This window comes from Paenibacillus sp. D51F (assembly GCF_053345695.1).
Genome location: NZ_JBKFAO010000008.1, coordinates 257,941 through 274,860 on the forward strand (window position 1 = coordinate 257,941; position 16,920 = coordinate 274,860).

The following is a 16,920-nucleotide window of genomic DNA, read 5'->3' on the forward strand; positions in this document are numbered from 1 at the left end:
CTGCGGCAGTCGGCTTCGGTTGACAGGCAGCTTCCGCTGCTGATGTGGCAAGGAAATCCTTCAGTCCGCCTCCGAGCGGCGGATGAGATCCGACCTCTTCGATTCGGCTTCCTTGCGCTCCTTTTTCAAGGCGGCCTTGAGATCGTCGCGCACGCTCCTGTCCCACATGCCCACACCCGTCCGGTATGCGGCGCGGGCATTCAAATGGCCCGCCACCGGTCCGGTGAGGAAGACAAACACGATGCCGAGCAGCAGCTTGACGCTGAACTGCCCTTGCACGGCGGCGAAATACAGGAAAGCGCCGGTCAGAATGAACAGGACGCCGAGCGTGGCGCTTTTGGTAGCCGCATGCGATCGGAGGTATACATCCGGCAGGCGGATGAGGCCGAAGGCGCTGAACAGGCTGATGATGGAACCGAACAGCACCATCAGGCCCGATGCTGCGGACCAGAAGTCATTCATCCTCCATCACCGCCCCTCTCTCGATGTATCTCGCAAAAGCCGTCGTGCCGATGAAGGTGACGATTCCGATGACCAGAATGATGTCGAAGTAGGCCGACGTTCCCTCCAGCATCCCGAGCACGGCGATCATCGACAGCAGCAGGATGCCGATCGTATCCAGCGCGGCGATCCGGTCCGATATCGACGGTCCCTTGAGCAGCCGGTACATGCAGCCGGCCGCGGCCAGGGACAGCAGCGCCAGCGATATCTCAAGCATAGGGTTCATCATGTTCTCGTCACCTCCATGATCGCTTTCTCAAAGGTGCTGCGGATCTGCTCCTTCAGCTGCTCGGCATCGCCGATGTCGATGGCGTGGATATACAGCACCCGGTTGTCATCCGATACGTCCAGCGTCAGCGTGCCCGGCGTCAGGCAGATGAGGCAGGCGAGCAGAGTCAGCTCCCAGCTCGACCTCAGCTCCGTATCGATGGCGACGATGCCCGGACGCATGTCCAGACGCGGCTTCACGATCTGGTAGAGCACCTTGAAGCTGGAGGAGAACAGCTCGCGGATGAAGATGCCGAGCAGCCTGATGACGGCCAGCACCTTGCGCAGATAGAATTCCTTCTTGAGGAAACGGTTCAGGACGGCGATGAACAGCAGGCCGAGGCCGTAACCCGCCAGAAACCTCGGAAAGGTCAAGTCGTTGTACAGAAACATCCAGAGGAATGCAATGATGAGGTTGATCAGGAATTGGGATGCCATCAGACCGGCTCCTTCAATACGGCTTCAATATATTTCGATGGATCGGACAGCGTGCCGGCGGCGGCGCTGGCGGCTTGATAGATCCACTCCGCCCCCAACCCCATCAGCACGACGATTGCGCAGAGCGCTCCTGCCAGGACGACATGGCCGCGCATCGGGGCGGATGCCCCGGCAGCCGTTTCTTCCTTGGCTTCTCCGAAAAACACATCCATGAACAAGCGGATCAGCGTGTACAGGACGATCAGGCTTGAGGCCAGCGAGATGGCTGTCAGCACGAAGCTTTCCCCCTGCAGCCCGCCTTTGACAAGCAGCAGCTTGCCTCCGAAGCCGCTGAGCGGCGGTATCCCGGCAATCGCGAGCGCGGCCGTGAAGAACATCCAGCCGATCCAGGGCTGGCTGCGGATGAACCCTCCCAGCCTTGCCGCCTGGTCGGTTCCCCGCGCCTGGAGGATGAGGCCGGCCAGCAGGAAGAGCAGCGCTTTGGCAGCCATGTCATGAAGCGTGTAGAATACGACGCCCTCGAGAGAAGACCGGTTCGACACCGCTAGCCCGAAGGCGATGAAGCCGATGCTGATGACGATGTTGTAGTTGAGCACCGACAGCACCCTCCGGTAGGCCAGGGCGCCGGCGGCGCCGAGCACCATCGTCGCTCCTGCCATCCAGCCGATCCAGGCATGGGTAATGGCCGGATCGTTCGGGAATATAAGCGTGAACGTGCGCACGAGCGCGTACAGCCCGACCTTGGTGAGCAGGGCGCCGAACAGCGCCGCGACGGCCATCGGCGGCGCGCTGTAGGAGCCGGGCAGCCAGAAGAACAGGAACAGGCCCGCCTTCAGCGAGAAGACGACGAGGAAAAAGACGGCGATGACATTCAGAATCCCGCCCTGTCCGGCAGCCGCGACCTTCACCGACAGATCCGCCATGTTGAGCGTTCCCGCCACTCCGTACAGATAAGCGACCGCCGCCACGAACAGCGTCGAGGAGATGATGTTGACGAGAACGTATTTGATCGTCTCCCGAAGCTGGAGCTTCGTTCCGCCGAGCACGATGAGCGCATAGGAGGAGATGAGCATCACCTCGAAGCAGACGAACAGATTGAACAGATCCCCGGTCAGGAACGAGCCGTTGACTCCGGCAAGAAGCAGATGGAAGAACGGATAGAAGTAAAATCTCTCCCGCTCCTTCCCTACCGTGCCGAAGGCGTACAGCAGGCAGAACGAGGACACCAGCGTCGCCGCTGCCGCAAGCAGCGCGGCGAAGGGATCGGCGACGAAGACGATGCCGTAGGGCGGCATCCAGCCTCCCATGTTCAGCGTCTGCGTGCCGCTGCGCAGCACCTCGGTCAGGAGCAGGCCGCAAGCAAGCAGCGTCGCTCCCATGCCGGCTGCGGCGGCGGCCCGCTGGAGTCTGACCTTCTCCTTGAAGAAGAAGAGAATGATGGCCGTGCATAAAGGGAACAGCAGCGGCAGGACGACGAGGTTATTCATGCTCCTGCCCCCTCAGCTGTTCCATATCGTCGGTCCCGAGCTTCTTGTAGGCCTGATAGGCAAGGACAAAAAACAAGGATGTCACCCCGAAGCTGATGACGATCGAGGTCAGGATGAGCGCCTGCGGCAGCGGATCGGTATACCGCTCCGCTCCTTCCCCCAGCAGAGGGGCTGAGCCCGTCTTGAGCCGGGACATCGTCAGCAGCAGCAGATGCACTCCGTGCGTAAGCAGCGAGGTTCCGAGCACGATGCGCAGCAGGCTTTTGGACAAGATGAGATAGACGCCTACGGCGAACAGGATACCGACGGCTAGAGACATGAACAGTTCCATTTACTTGTCCCTCCCGATGGCTAGGATGATGGTCATGGTGATGCCGACGACGGTCATGTAGACGCCAAGATCGAAGATTACAGCCGTTGCCAGCTCGTTTTTGCCGAAGACGGGCAGGTCTACATAGCCGAATGCATGGCTCAGGAACGGAACGCCGAGCACGATCGAGCCGACGCCGGTGAGGACGGCCACTCCGATGCCGGCCGCCGCCAGCAGGCGGAAGTCGACCGGCATCGCATCGCGGACCGTCTTGATTCCGAACGCCATGGACAGCAGCACAAGCGCGGACGACGTCATCAGCGCTCCGATGAAGCCCCCTCCAGGCTCATGATGGCCTGCGAACAGCAGATAGAGCGAGAAGGTCAGGATGATGAAGATGATGACCTTGGCCAGCGTGCGCAGGATGACGTCATTGCTGCGCGCGTCCTCGTAGACGAGGCGGAATTCCTTCTCCCTGACGCCCGCTCCCTCCTGCTGCTCTTCCTGGGGCAGGCGCAGGCGGATCAAGGCGTAGATCGCGAAAGCGGCCACGCCGAGCACGACGATCTCCAGCATCGTATCGAAGCCCCGGAAGTCGACCAGGATGACGTTGACGACGTTTTTGCCCCCGGCCAGCCGGTAGCTTTCCTTGAGGTAATAGTCCGAGATCGAGTCGAAGGAGCGCCCGCTGAACGCCGCGAGGGCGATCAGCGTCATGACGGCCCCGACTCCAAGCGCGATGATGAAGTTGGGCAGCCGGAACCGCAGCGACTCCCGGTCCCTCTTCAAGGCCGGAAGATGATAGAAGCAGAGCAGGAACAGCGTGACCGATACCGTCTCGACGATGATCTGAGTGAGGGCGAGATCCGGAGCGCGGAAGACGACAAAGAACAGGACGACCATATAGCCGACCGCGCCGGTCAGGATGATCGCCATCAGCCTCGATCTGGCGAACGGCACGGCAGCGGCGGCGGCGATGAGAGCAGTCAGGGTGACGGCTTCATAGACCGTTACCGGCGCCAGCCCCTGCAAGGAAATCGCGATTCCTCCCGTCGCGACGGCTGTGGCGGCCAGAGCCAGGATGAGGAACCCGAACAAGTACATCGTGTAATGGCGGAGCGAGCCGGTCATATAGAGCGATGTCAGTCGGCGCCCTGCCCGGTCCATTCCTCCGAGAACTCCCCCATACAATCCGTTCAGGGTGACAGGCGCCGGCAGCGGCTCGCGGAGCAGCGCCGCTTTGCGCTGCAGGAAGAAGATTCCCGTGCCAAGCGCGAAGACGCCGGCGGTCATCCATACTTCTGTCGTAAGGCCATGCCAGAGCGTGAAATGCATTTCCGCTTCCGCACCCGCGGGATGGATCGACGCGAGAGCCGGAGCGACGAGAGGCGACGCCGTCAAGCCTGGGGCCAGGCCCAGCAGCAAGGCTGCCGCCCCCAGTACGGCAGGTGGCAGCAGCAAGCCGGCAGGAGCTTCATGGGGCCGCCGGTCAAGGCCGCCGCTCTCCCGTCCGCCGAAGGTGCCGAGAATGAACCGCAGGCTGTAGGCGAACGTGAACACGCTGCCGAGCCAGGCGACGAGCGGCACGAGAACGACCGGAGACCGCAGCGGCAGGCCATGCCTCCAGGCGTCCAGCACGGAGGCGAAAAACAGCTCCTTGCTGATATAACCGCCGAATGGCGGCACGCCAGCCATGGACAGCGCCCCCAGCAGCGATATCGTGAAGGTGACCGGCATCAGAGCCATCAGTCCCCCCAGCTTGCGGATATCCCTCGTTCCCGTCTCGTGGTCGACGATGCCGACAGCCATGAACAGCGTTCCCTTGAAGGCGGCATGGTTGACCAGATGCAGGATAGCGGCGGCAAGAGCCGCTGCGGAGAGCATGGATTCCAGCCCTCCTTCCGATCCGGAATGGACGGAGCCAAGCCCGAGCAAGGCCATGATGAGGCCGAGCTGGCTGATCGTCGAGTAGGCGAGCAATGCCTTGAGATCGGTCTGCTTGAACGCGCGGAACGAGCCGTAAAAGAGCGTGATCAGGCCGGCGCCGATCAGCATGGAATACCAGAGCGCCTGCCCGGCGAAAATCGGCGTCATGCGGGCAGCGAGATACAAGCCCGCCTTGACCATCGTCGCGGAGTGCAGATAGGCGCTTACCGGAGTCGGAGCTTCCATGGCATCCGGCAGCCAGATATGGAAGGGGAACTGGGCCGATTTGGTGAACGCGCCGAGCAGGATGAGCAGCATGGCCGGGACGAACAGGGAATGTCCCGGAAGCTCTGGAGCGAGAGCGGCGATTTCCCGGATGCTGAACGTGCCCGTCTGCAGGTACAGCAGCAGGAAGCCGGCCAGCATGGACAATCCGCCCAGCACGGTGATCAGCATGGATTTCATCGCCCCGTCGCGGGACTGCGGCCGATGATGCCAGAAGGCGATGAGCAGGAACGACGATACGCTGGTCAATTCCCAGAACGCATACAGCGCGATGAGATGATCGGACAGCACGACGCCGAGCATGGCCCCCATGAACAGCAGCAGGCAGACATAGAAGCGGGTTACCGCCTCCTTGTTCCTGTCGAGATAAAACACCGAATACAAAGTGACGAGCACTCCGATGCCCCCGATGAGAAGCGCGAACAGCATCCCGAGGCCGTCGACCGCCAGATCGAAGCGGATATCCAGCGAAGGAATCCATGGCATGGATGCCTCGACGGCTGTCCCACCGCTCACTTCAGGGAGCAGCGAAGCAAAATAGATCAGCAGCAGCGCTGGCGCAGGCAGCGCAAGCCAGCCGGCATGGACGCGTCCGAACAGGCGGGACAGCAGCGGAAGCAAGGCGGCCAGCAGGAAAGGGAAAAAGACGACGATAAAGATCAACTGCTTACCTCCTCTTGCGGACTTCGTTCTCTACCAATGGTTCCCAATCGCAGGCCAAACTAATTGCATTTCTTGTTACATACCCGAAAAAACGCAAAAAGAGCCCGCTGATGGCAGGCTCCTCCGAAAAAACACGTATGCGATTAGGTGAAAAGAGTAACAATTCTGTTTAGTTTACCGTCCGGGCAATCGATTTGTCAAGCGGGCTTATTCCTATCCACAGAGGAGCAGCGGGGCGCGTAGCCGGCAGTGTCATGAGCGGGCTTCTGCCAGCCCGCTATGAAACTGTCTCGTCAGCCTTCCTTGAACAACGTAATAGCCACCGGCAATATCAAAGCCGATGCGGCCAGAAGCGCGGTCATTACCGCTCCCCTGTAGTTTTTTTGCCTCCACAGCGATGGCATCAAGCTTCCGACAAATACACATGCCCATACCGACAACAGCACAATGAATGTGATCTTGATGTTCTGTGTCATTTCAAATTCAATTTGTCTCCTTCCACGGCAGGTCCGACCTGGTCTCCATGCCTGCGCATCTGAAACCGGATATCCAGCCGGTATTTGGCGTCCTTGATATGGTCCCTCCATTTATAGGCATACCATTCCTTCAGCGTGGGGAAGGTTGTACGGACGCGATTGCCGATATGGAAGCAATCCGTGCTCCATTGATGCAACGTCTTTTCCAGCATCTTGGACGCGCGCTCCTTCAGCTGCTCCTCCACGGAAGCTTCAAGCATCGCCTGATTATGCGGAAGCGTATAATCGAGCTTCGAGAACGAGCCGATCAAATCTCCCTCCATCCGCACCTTGAAGAACACCTGAACTTCATCGCCGTTCCTCTTGATGTCTATGTCGGGCCTTTTCTGCTCGTTTATAATGATGCTCATCGTAAGCTTCTCTTCGGACGGATCGCGGAATTCCAGCGTCGTCTTCTCGAACTCGCCGCGAAGCATGTTCATCATGATCGTTTCGTAGGCCGAAAGGAAACCAGCCATCTTCTCCCCTCGGTATACCGCGCTTCCGAAAAAGTCGATCGGCGTCTCACCCGACCTGTGAAGCGTCCCTGCATACTCGTCTTCCGAGATCGGCTGCGGAGACTCCCTGTCCGAGCTGCCATTCGGAATTCGGGCTGTCCCCTTCTCGATATCGGAACGCGCTGCCGATAAGATCGTCGTCGCGCCCGTACCAGGTTGCTCCATGTCGACGATGAAATCATGGAACCGGGAGTGTTTAGGAGTCACAGCCCCGATATTATGAGGATCCAACTCGAGCTCGAACCAGAGATTGATGTCTTTCTCCATCGTGGGCTTGATGGAATGAATGAACGTATCCGCTCTTCCTTTTGTCGTAATGACGTTGACGGTTCTCCTGAACTCATTGTTGCGAACGACCTCGCCCATGACCGGCATGATTCCTTTGCGGGCAAGGCTTTCTCCGAGAACGAACACTTTGGAATGGATCAGGGTCAGCCTGCGGGCGACATAGCTCTGGCTTGTCATGAGCGCCGCGGTAAGATTGGATGCTTCTTGCGAAAAGACGTCGACGATCTGCTCGCTGCCGCCGCCGCTTGTGTCTCCGCCTGCCGCGCCATTGCTCGACTTCGGCATGGCGACCGCAAACGTATAAATGAAATCGTTGCTCGGCCCCGGATCGACCCCGATAGCCATGATGAACGCCCTGTTCTCGGGATCAAGCCGATCCCAGCACCCGGACATCAGGGGCAGGCATACAATCGGCAGTCCCAGGAACGCCCGCAGGAAGCGCTTCATGCCTGCCTCCCCTTGAGCTTGCTTTTAACCATGCCGAGAAACCAAGTCAGCATCGGAATTCCGATCGAGACGAGCGAGCCGTACGTCCTCAGGAATTCCCCGTCCCATGCGACCGCCTCCATCTCGCTGCCGGGAATGATCGAGCAGGCATAGACGAGAAGCGCCAGCGGGAATATGACCGGCTGGATTTTGGGCAGCTTCATCACCTGGGATAGAGTTGCCGCCGAGCAGTACAACCCGATGGCCAGCTTCATGACGGCGCAGATCAGCCAAACGATGAGGAATACGCTTTCCAGCCTCTGGATCCATCTGCCGAAGATGACGAGCCGGCTGAGCTCGAACATCGGCACGTTCAGCCGAATGGCTGTCGGGTAAGGAAAGACGAACAAGTACACGATTGTGGTGATGAAGATCGTGAAAGCGGATACCCCCATGCACCACCAGGCCGCCTTTCCCCATTGCCTCGTCTTTCGCAGCCGCGGAAGGAGAAAGCCGAAAACGAGCATTTCCGAGAACAAGGAGCTCTTCACCAGTCCTTGGGACAGAACCCTCGTACGTCCCGTTCCCCAGAAAGGCTGCAAGGCGTTCGGTTCGAAATGGGTCATCAAGCCGCCGATGAGCACGAGGACGACGCTTGCGACGATCAAGCCTGCAACCGACCAGCAGAAACGGCCTATCCCTTCGAGCCCCGCGTAAGCAACGACAGCGATCGGAATCAGCATGGCGATCATGATGATGTTCATCGGCGTGCGCGGCAGGATATCCGAGGCCAGCAATTCCGAGAACTCTCGGAGCACGAGAAACGTAATGGCAAAGAAAAAGCTGAAATAGACGAGATTCCATACCGTCCCCAGCCACGGCCCCCATATCTCCTCCGTTGCCTCGATCAGCGTCGAGCCTCCCGAAGCATGGAGCAGGACGCCCCGGATCGCCCACCAGGTGAGTGGACAAAGCAAGGCTGCGACGAGCGCGATGATCCAGCCCGCCGTCCCGCCGGATTCCGCCAGCGATCTTTGAAACGGCAGGAAAATCTTGGCAATTACGAAGATAATCCCGATGGAGGCGGCTTCGCGCACGCCGATATGATGCGTATTCAAGCGGAATCCCCTCCTTTATCGGGAGCAGCTTCCTTGCTCCCGTCTCCGCTGCTTTCATCCGTGATTTTATTCATGTTTTGCGGATGAACCGAGATAGGCCGCTTCGCCTGCTGTTTCAAGGGAGCCCGGATCAACGTATCCTTGCTCGGGCGGCGGGGGGATAGAGGAGAAAGGCTCGGCACGCCGAACCGGTTGCCCGCCATCCAGTACGTCCATAACATGAGGGACAACAGGATGACGCCGATCAGGCCGAGGAACGAGGCGCAGGCCAAATAAACGAATCTCAGGATGCGCGTCGTGAACTGCATGTTGTAATTGGGAATCGTGTACGATGCGAGCGCCGTGGCCGAAGTGATGATGACCATGATCGGACTGACGATATTGGCTTGAACGGCCGCTTGGCCAAGGATCAGCGCTCCGACGATGCCGATGGTCGGACCGATGACGCTCGGGATGCGGACGCCTGCTTCCCTGATCAGCTCGAACATCGACTCCAGCAGGAAAGCTTCCGCCGACACGGGAAGCGGCACGGATTCGCGGGTGCCCGCAATGGCGAGCACGAGTGTCGTCGGAATCATTTCATGGTGATAATTGGCGATGGCCACATAGAGAGCCGGCAAGTAGAGGGACATGAAAAAGCCGACCGTCCGGATGATCCGCAGAAAGGTGCTGTAATGCCAGCGCAGATAGGCATCTTCGGCCGTCTGCAGAAACAACGGGAACTGGGCAGGAACGATCAGCGCGAACGGAGAATTGTCCACCAGGATGCCGACGAAGCCGTCGGCCAGCTGAGCCGCCGTCCGGTCGGGCCTCTCCGTGCTGAGAATGCCGGGATAAATGGAATTGGGATGGTCCTCGATCAATTGCTCCACCATGCCGCTGTCGCCGATGTAGTCCATGCGGATAGCGGCTATGCGCCGGCGAACCTCGCTTACGAGATCCTCGTTTGCGATCGATTTCAAGTAGACGAAGGAGATCCGCGTTCTAGAAAGGTTACCGACCACCCCGGACTCAACGATGAGGTCAGGCGTGCTCAGCCGGCGCCGGATCAAGGATATGTTCGTGCTGATATCCTCCGTGAAGCCCACATGGGAGCCAAGCACGACATTTTCGGTTTTAGGAGCCTCCAGCGCCCGCTTCTCCATGCCCTCGACATCCAGGATTCCCGCCGAGTCGACGCCGTCGATGAGCACGACCGCCGATCCGACGACGATGGCGTTCGCGATATCTCCCATTTGGCGGGAGGACTCCATTTCCCCGTTCGTAAAAACGGAAGCGGCCAGATCCGATATTTCCAGCTTGTCTTCCGGAAGATCGGCTTTCACCAGCGGCGATATGACCGTCCAGCTCAGATGCTGCCATTCAACCAGGCTGTCGAGGTAAACGACCATGCCCGGTCTTAACTGCTTGCCCAATGAAATCGAACGGAAGATGATTCCGCTGTTGAGCGGATAGGAAAAATGCCTCTTCAGCCACGCGATATTCTCCTCCAGCTTGTCATGAAGAAGCAGCGGATTTCCTTCCTTATCCAACAGCGGCGGGACATGGGGAAGCGGAGCTGCAGAAGGCGAAGGCTCTGCCTGCGAATCGCCGTCCGTCTCCCAGCTCCCTAGAGAGAAGGAGTTCGAAGACTCGTTCGACAGATCCGCGACGACATATTTTTTTAACTTGGCCCATCCTTTCACTTCGCTTCAACCCCTGGTTGGCAAGCCTTCTCGAACTTGCCTGCAAATTTTGGCCGACTGGATAAAGATAACATCTGCTTTGGATGTCCTTTTTATTCCCATCTTCCGGATACTGAGTCGGAGACAATGGCAAGACCTGAAGCGAAGCGCTCCTATGCGGATTAGAAAGCAACCTATCGAATTCCAGCCCATGGTAAAAAGAAGTGAGACAAAAACGAGGAGCCGCAAAAGAGAGGCGGAATTCGACATCCTCGTCAACAATGCCGGGATCGGCCAGAGCGTTGCGTTGGAAGAGATTACCAAAGAAAAGCCGCTGGGTTACCGGCAAGCAGTTCGACGCGAGCCGCGGCTTCCATATATAAAAGCACGGCAAAAAGCCGACCCGAATTTTGGGGTCGGCTTTTGCTTGCATGCCGGCGTCTAGCTGCCGCCGCTGACGTGAAAGGGACAGCCGCTCCTGCCTCCTGCCGCCTCGGCGTAGAGGGGCCGCTGCGCTCCTCCGGAAGATTCCGGTTGAGCCGGGCGGGCAGCCGCACAGCCTGCGCGTGCCCAGGCTGCAGGCTGATAGTTCAGGCTTGGGCTGAGATCGTATTCCTGCATGGCGCTGTCATGCCATACCGCAGTAGCCGCAGGCGATATCGGCGGGATGAGCCAGCTCCAGCGCGCGGACACGTCTCTGCCCTGCTCCCGTTCCTGCTGCTGGAAGCGCATGAATTGATCCGCCGCCGTATGATGGTCCACGATGCTGACGCCGTCCCGCTTGAAGGAATGGAGGACGGCCAGGTTCAGCTCCACCAGCGCCCGGTCCTTCCACAACGTCGTGTTGCTGCTGCGGTCGAGGCCGAGGGCGCCGGCAACGTCGGCAAGCCTGTCGTACCGGCCGGCGTCAGCGAAATTGCGGGCGCCGATCTCCGTCTCCATATACCAGCCGTTGAACGGAGCCGCGGGATAGTGGATGCCGCCGATCTCGAGGCTCATGTCGGATATGACCGGCACAGCATACCACCGAAGCCCCAGATGATCCAAAGCAGACGTCTCGGGGTGACGGATCTCGATTTCCTGAACCAGATGCGGCGGAATCTCATACAGCTTCGGCTCCCTGGCTCCGATGCCGATGACGAGCGGCAGCACGTCGTAGTCGCCTCCGCTTCCTTTCCATCCGAGCCGCTGGCATATGGACGTAAACTCATCGGATGCCGGATCGCCGCGGCGCGGCGAAGAGCCGTCCGGCGAAGGATAACCCGCATATCGGATGAGCTGGTGGTTCCAGATGGATATCTCTTCCGAGCCTTCCGAGCGGCTGCGGAACACCGTCATGAGCGGTCGGATCCTGCCTTCCGCCCCCGCCCTCTCCAGATGGCGGAACAGGCACTCGGCCACCTCATCCTCTGTGGATGCATGGCGGGCATCGATGACTTCAAGGGAATTCCAGAACAAGCGGCCGATGCAGCGGCTGTTGTTGCGCCAGGCCGTCTTGCCGCCATAGGCCAGCTCCTCCGCCGTATGGGCATAACTGCCTGTCCGGCGTATGGCGGAGAGGACCTCCCGGATCCGCTCCTCCGCCTCCGCAGGCGGCTTGTCCCTCTCCCCGAAATACCGGCGCAGAAATGATTCCGCCTGCCGGCATAACGTGTCCATGCCCTCCATGCTGCTCATGCTGTCTATTCCCCGCTTTCGGCCAGTCTGGCCAGAATTCTCCGCTTCCGGTACAGCATTTCCGCCGCTTCGGTCACGTCCTTCAGCATCCCCCGGTTCGTATAGGCTCCGAAAAAGATGCCCGCGACGGGAATCGCCTGAAGCAGCTTTTTCAAGCCCCAGTTGTCGCGGTACACGCTGATGACCTCCCTCCATCCTTGGATGCGGGAAATCGCGGCTTGGGCGGCTTCCTCCCCGGCCGATGCCTGTCGGCTGATCTCTTCCAGAATAGCACGTTTTCCGACAATATCCGAGGATGCGAATTGCATGACCTTGACCGTGAAGATCCGCTCTTCCTTGAGCGTCGGGTCAAAGCCGTACGACAGGCCTATTTCCTGGATCGCCTTGAGCGAAAGGCCGAGCACGGCCGGAATATCCACGGCAAGCGTGAAGATTCCTCCGATGCCGGTCGTCGCGCCCTGCGCCGTCGCGAACAGCGTCCGCTCGCCGGCAAGCTTCCGGGCAGTCTCGTCCATAACCGCCAGCGAATATGGGCCTGTCTCCGGGTCCCCGCGCTTCGCATTCGATGATGCCAGCAGCTGCCCGACCTTGCGGCCGGCGACCAGATACTTTCCGCCGTTCTGTATATATCCGCCGAGCTCGTCCAGCGCAACGCCCAGCTTCTCATGAATGATCCTGGGGGTGATCTTGTCGAGCATCTTGAACGGCAGCCGCGACAGCCGGTCCCAGATCATCAGATTTTTTTGGTCCTTTTCCCATTTCTCCACTTCAGCCAAGGCCGATTTCAATTGTGCAGCCGTCTCGAGGCCGCCTCCCGCATGAATGGACATCAGAGCCAATCCTCCTTATGTGCAACGCTTGCCTGCTGCGGACGGATCACCGGCGGACATGCCGGCGCGTCCCGCTCTCCCAACTACGGAGGAGCCGTCATCCAGGTTGCGGTTACGCTTTTTTTACCCGGAAACAAGCCTGGCAATCCATGCGGCAAGCTGCGGAAGCGAAAAAGCCATGCCTCAAGCCTGCGGATTCCCAGGCAAGAGACATAGCGTGTCGATGGCTGACGCTGAACGGATGCGCTCATCGCTCAAAGTGGAATCCTGTCGGCTCGAATGGCTCCCCCTAGCGGCTGAGGAGAGCGCCCTTAGGCCAGCAAGCCGGTCAGCCGGCCCTGATACAGAACCCGCAGACGGTGCAGAGCCCGCGTGCAGCCTACATACAGAAGCTTCGCGTCGGTCGGGCCGTAGGCCGCTTCGCCCGCATCGGCAATGAGCACGGCGTCGAACTCAAGGCCTTTGGACAAATAGACCGGCACGACCGTGAGGCCGCCGCCGTACGCCGGCTGGCGGGAATGGACGAGCGCCGCATCGAGGCCGGCTTCCGTGAGGATCCGGTGGATTTCGGCGCATTCGGCCTCTGTCCTCCCGATGACGGCGATCGTCTGGAACAATTTCTCTTCTTGCCACTCCCGCACCGTGTCCGCGAGCCGCATGGCCCAGTCTCCGCCGCCGCAGGCCACTTCCTCAACCGGATCGCCGCTGCGGAACACCGGGACGGCAGGCTTCACCTCGCCCGACATGCCGGCAAGCACGCGGTTGGCGAAATCGATGATTTCCATCGTGGAACGGTAGCTTCGGTCCAGCTCGTAATAACCGGTCTGCTCGGCCGCGAACAGCTCCCGATGCTGGCTCCAGCTGCCGATTCCCGCATAAGCGTGGATGCCCTGCTGCAGATCGCCGAGCACCGTCATCGACGGCTGGCGCTGGCACAGCTTGAGGGCTTCGATCTGGAACGGAGAGTAGTCCTGCGCCTCGTCGATGACGATGTGGTCATAATGCGGCAGGCCGAGTCCATGCAGGCGGATATGAAGATAGACGAGCGGAGCGAGATCCTCCTGCTCCGCTTCTCCGGCCTTGATCCGCTGCGCGGTCGCCTTGGCAAGCGCCTTGGGCAGCGCGCCGGCAGCCGTCTTGCCGTCCAGCAGAGCGCGGTATAGGGCAGGCGCGGAGTAGGACGGTATTTTCTTGGTGAAGGAAGCCAGTTTCGCGAGCGCTTTGGAGCGGATCTTTTTGTCCGTCACGCCGCGGCTTTTGAGCTCGCCTTCCAGCCAGCGGCTGATCCGGCTCGCGAGCCGGTCGCGCCGGCGCATGATGGATTCCTCGCCGTAATCGGTATGGAACCATTGACTCATCTGCTCGGGCATGAGGCGGAAGCCGGGCAGCGGCTCGAACGGCTCCGTCGGCACCATGCCGGCTTCGAGCTCCTCCAGCTTCGCCTCAAGCGCATCCTTGAAGGCAAGGCTTCCCTTCAGCAAGCCGGAAGCCTCCCGCCACTCCTCGGCCGTGTGGGGACGTTCGAACCAATATTCCATCGTATCCGCCGCAGAGCGCAGCGACACCTCGTTCTGCAGCAGCTCGACCGCCCATTCGGAGAACGTCGTCTGGACGATGTCGCCGACGCCGAGCTCCGGCAGCACGCCCGATATGTAATCGAGGAACATCCGGTTGGGAGCGAAGATGATCATCCGTTCCGAGCGGATGCGTCCGGCGTACTGATACAGCAGGAAGGCGAGGCGATGCAGCGCTACCGTCGTTTTTCCCGAACCGGCCACTCCCTGGATGAACAGGGCGAGATTTTTGTCCGCGCGGATGATCTTGTCCTGCTCCTGCTGGATCGTCGAGACGATGTCGCGAAGCTTGTTGTCCTTGCTCTCGCCGAGCCGGTAGAGCAGGAACTCGTCCGTCACGGCATCGTCCTCCTGGCCGCGCACGAAGCTGTCGACCAGCCGCAGCAGCTCTTCCCTGCGCACCATCAGGTTGCGCTTCAGATGGACCGTGCCTTCGATTTCCCCATCCGGCGATTGGTAGTTGACCGGGGCTTCCCCGCCGCTGAACGAATAGAACAGGCTCGCGACCGGAGCCCGCCAATCGATGACGAGCAGCTCATCCGATCCGGAACGGGCCACTCCGGCCTTGCCGATGTATAGAGAGTTGGGATCGGCCTTGCCTTCCTCCTGAAAGTCGATCCTGCCGAAGTAGGCTTCCTTGCGGGCCAGCTCCAGCTTTCTCTCCCGCTCCTCCCGCTGCAGATCGAGCATCTGCTCGGTGAAATCGTCGCCGGTATAGCGGGGGCCGATGCCCTTCAGCTGGACTTCGATGTCCTTCACGGCACTTTCGAGCCGCGTTTCTTCCTCTTGATAGGCACTTTGAGCATTCATGCCAGTTACCTCCTAAGGGTTGGTTTTTGGAAAAATCGAAAGGTAACTATAGCACAGAAGGCAATCTAGCAGCAATCGGAAAATATGCCTCCGCTTTCATTTTCTGCGAGGCGGAATGAAATAACCGGGCCATAGGCCCGGAATCAGTGCTGCTATAGCCATTTCAATAGGGCATACACCCAGATGGCGTCCACGACGATGAGCAAGGGAATGCCCAGCCGAAAGGAATTATGGAGCGTCTTATGCCTCCATGTCTTCATGCCCGCCCATGCGCCGGGAGCGCCGCCCAGCAGGCTGACGGCGAACAGCCTCTTCTCGGGGATGCGCCGCCTGCCCGCTCTCGCGGCTGACTTGTCGATGCCGAACATGGCGAAAGCCAGCAGGTTGGCCAGCAGCAGATAGATGGCCAGGAATGCATATGTCATAGGGGGTCCACTCCTTTCAGGAACTCATGAGAGATGCAAGCTCAGGCTGTGAAGCCAACCGCGCTTGTCGAATGGAAGGCATTGATCGCGTTGTTGGGAAGAGCGAAGATCCATCTTGCGAAAAGGACTGCATTCCGGGAAAGCGGAAGACGCTCCGATCAGGTGCCTCGAGGCTTGGCGCGGCTGGTCGCCTGCGCCTGCAGCGGGTCTTCGGGCCAGTAATGCTTCGGATACCGCACCTTGAGCTCCTTGCGCACCTCGAAATAAGCCGACGACCAGAAGCTCTCCAGATCGCGGGTGACCTGCACGGGACGCTGGGCCGGGGAGAGCAGATGGAGGACGACAGGAAGCCGTCCGCCGCCGACCTTCGGCGAATGCTTCATGCCGAACAGCTCCTGGAGCCGAACCGCCAGGAAAGGGGCCTCCGGATCGCTGTAATCGACCGGTATCCGGGAGCCGCTGGGCACAGAGAGATGAGTCGGGGCATAGTCGTCCAGCTGACGGCGCTTTTCCCAGCCGAGCAGCGCGTCCAGAGCGGCCGTCAGCTCCAGCTTCTGCAGGCCTGCGGCGCTGCGGATGCCGCCCGCATAGGGCGCGAGCCAGTGCTCCAGGCTCTCCAGCAGCGCCTCGTCGGAAGCGTCCGGCCAGTCCGGACGCATCGCATGCATCAGCCTCATGCGGGCTTGGAGCTGCCTCGACGCGCGGTTCCACGGAAGGATGCGCAGGCCAAGCTTGCGGATTCCGTCCATCAGCGCGGCTGATACCTTGACGGGATCCGGCTGCTGAAGCTGCGCCTCGCGGACCGTGATCGCGCCGAGCTTCAGCTTCTTGCGGCTGCGGACGGCTTGCGCTCCATCGTCCCAGAGGACCAGCTCCTCGGTTTCAAACAGCTCCGGCAAATGCGTCTCCAGCTCCTCGAGCTCGACGGATGCAGCAAGGTCGATCCGGCCTTCCGTGCCGGAATCATCCAGCTCGCAGACGACGAGATATTGGCATTGCGAGAGCGGCTGCGGATTCGGCAGCGCCGCCCCCCGGCCGCCGGACATCAGGAAGCGGCCGTCCGGCCTCCGCTGGGCGATGCGGTCGGGATACGCAAGCGCGAGCAGAAGGCCGCCCGGCGCTTCCGCCGCGGCGAAGCCCGGCTCGCCGCGGCGGGCGGCTTCGCCTGCCGCGCCTGTAGGCGCCCGGCGGCCGGCCG

The 16,920-nt window shown here is 60.3% G+C and carries 15 protein-coding genes; 1 reads left to right on the forward strand and 14 read right to left on the reverse strand.

Translation table 11 applies throughout. The features are described from left to right. Positions 1 to 60: 60 nt before the first annotated feature. The 9 genes from mnhG to ACLBWT_RS16605 all read right to left on the reverse strand — a co-directional run bounded on the left by mnhG (position 61) and on the right by ACLBWT_RS16605 (position 10,427). On the reverse strand, positions 61 to 462 hold the full coding sequence (mnhG, locus tag ACLBWT_RS16565; protein WP_447664228.1) for a monovalent cation/H(+) antiporter subunit G: 402 nt from the start codon (positions 460 to 462) through the stop codon (positions 61 to 63). Then, the gene (locus tag ACLBWT_RS16570; protein ID WP_021880176.1) at positions 455 to 730 is read right to left on the reverse strand and encodes a Na(+)/H(+) antiporter subunit F1; all 276 of its coding nucleotides are present in this window, start codon (positions 728 to 730) and stop codon (positions 455 to 457) included. Before ACLBWT_RS16570 ends, mnhG begins: the two co-directional genes overlap by 8 nt. Then, positions 727 to 1,206 (reverse strand): Na+/H+ antiporter subunit E, encoded by a 480-nt coding sequence (locus ACLBWT_RS16575; RefSeq protein WP_447664229.1) that lies wholly within the window; start codon positions 1,204 to 1,206, stop codon positions 727 to 729. The genes ACLBWT_RS16570 and ACLBWT_RS16575 overlap by 4 nt, the downstream gene beginning before the upstream one ends. Continuing rightward, positions 1,206 to 2,693, reverse strand: coding sequence for a Na+/H+ antiporter subunit D (locus ACLBWT_RS16580; RefSeq protein ID WP_447664230.1), 1,488 nt, complete (start codon positions 2,691 to 2,693; stop codon positions 1,206 to 1,208). Before ACLBWT_RS16580 ends, ACLBWT_RS16575 begins: the two co-directional genes overlap by 1 nt. Beyond that, a complete protein-coding gene (locus tag ACLBWT_RS16585) occupies positions 2,686 to 3,024 on the reverse strand; it encodes a Na(+)/H(+) antiporter subunit C (protein ID WP_447664231.1) in 339 nt (112 codons plus the stop codon). Before ACLBWT_RS16585 ends, ACLBWT_RS16580 begins: the two co-directional genes overlap by 8 nt. Next, positions 3,025 to 5,877 carry a Na+/H+ antiporter subunit A gene (locus tag ACLBWT_RS16590; RefSeq protein WP_447664232.1) on the reverse strand — a complete coding sequence of 951 codons (2,853 nt, stop codon included), beginning with the start codon at positions 5,875 to 5,877 and terminating at the stop codon, positions 3,025 to 3,027. A 472-nt stretch (positions 5,878 to 6,349) separates the two neighbouring features. Continuing rightward, positions 6,350 to 7,645 carry a Ger(x)C family spore germination protein gene (locus tag ACLBWT_RS16595; RefSeq protein WP_447664233.1) on the reverse strand — a complete coding sequence of 432 codons (1,296 nt, stop codon included), beginning with the start codon at positions 7,643 to 7,645 and terminating at the stop codon, positions 6,350 to 6,352. Next, positions 7,642 to 8,742, reverse strand: coding sequence for a GerAB/ArcD/ProY family transporter (locus ACLBWT_RS16600; protein ID WP_447664234.1), 1,101 nt, complete (start codon positions 8,740 to 8,742; stop codon positions 7,642 to 7,644). The genes ACLBWT_RS16595 and ACLBWT_RS16600 overlap by 4 nt, the downstream gene beginning before the upstream one ends. Next, positions 8,739 to 10,427, reverse strand: coding sequence for a spore germination protein (locus ACLBWT_RS16605; RefSeq protein ID WP_447664235.1), 1,689 nt, complete (start codon positions 10,425 to 10,427; stop codon positions 8,739 to 8,741). Before ACLBWT_RS16605 ends, ACLBWT_RS16600 begins: the two co-directional genes overlap by 4 nt. Before the next feature lie 154 nt (positions 10,428 to 10,581). Between ACLBWT_RS16605 and ACLBWT_RS16610 the strand changes: the two genes are divergently transcribed. Beyond that, the gene (locus ACLBWT_RS16610; protein WP_447664236.1) at positions 10,582 to 10,851 is read left to right on the forward strand and encodes a hypothetical protein; all 270 of its coding nucleotides are present in this window, start codon (positions 10,582 to 10,584) and stop codon (positions 10,849 to 10,851) included. On the opposite strand, the gene ACLBWT_RS16615 is transcribed toward ACLBWT_RS16610, so the two are convergent. From ACLBWT_RS16615 to ACLBWT_RS16635, 5 genes are all read right to left on the reverse strand, one after another. After that, positions 10,848 to 12,074, reverse strand: a complete 1,227-nt coding sequence (locus tag ACLBWT_RS16615) for a nitric oxide synthase oxygenase (protein ID WP_447664252.1) — start codon at positions 12,072 to 12,074, stop codon at positions 10,848 to 10,850. The two genes, ACLBWT_RS16610 and ACLBWT_RS16615, sit on opposite strands and share 4 nt — an antisense overlap. 14 nt (positions 12,075 to 12,088) lie before the next feature. Then, positions 12,089 to 12,913, reverse strand: coding sequence for an EcsC family protein (locus tag ACLBWT_RS16620; protein ID WP_447664237.1), 825 nt, complete (start codon positions 12,911 to 12,913; stop codon positions 12,089 to 12,091). A gap of 311 nt (positions 12,914 to 13,224) precedes the next feature. Next, on the reverse strand, positions 13,225 to 15,297 hold the full coding sequence (locus tag ACLBWT_RS16625; protein WP_447664238.1) for a HelD family protein: 2,073 nt from the start codon (positions 15,295 to 15,297) through the stop codon (positions 13,225 to 13,227). Positions 15,298 to 15,449: 152 nt separating this feature from the next. Further along, positions 15,450 to 15,722 carry a DUF1294 domain-containing protein gene (locus ACLBWT_RS16630; RefSeq protein ID WP_447664239.1) on the reverse strand — a complete coding sequence of 91 codons (273 nt, stop codon included), beginning with the start codon at positions 15,720 to 15,722 and terminating at the stop codon, positions 15,450 to 15,452. A gap of 158 nt (positions 15,723 to 15,880) precedes the next feature. After that, positions 15,881 to 16,920: ATP-dependent helicase C-terminal domain-containing protein (locus tag ACLBWT_RS16635; RefSeq protein ID WP_447664240.1), on the reverse strand; the 1,040-nt coding region annotated here is incomplete at its 5' end.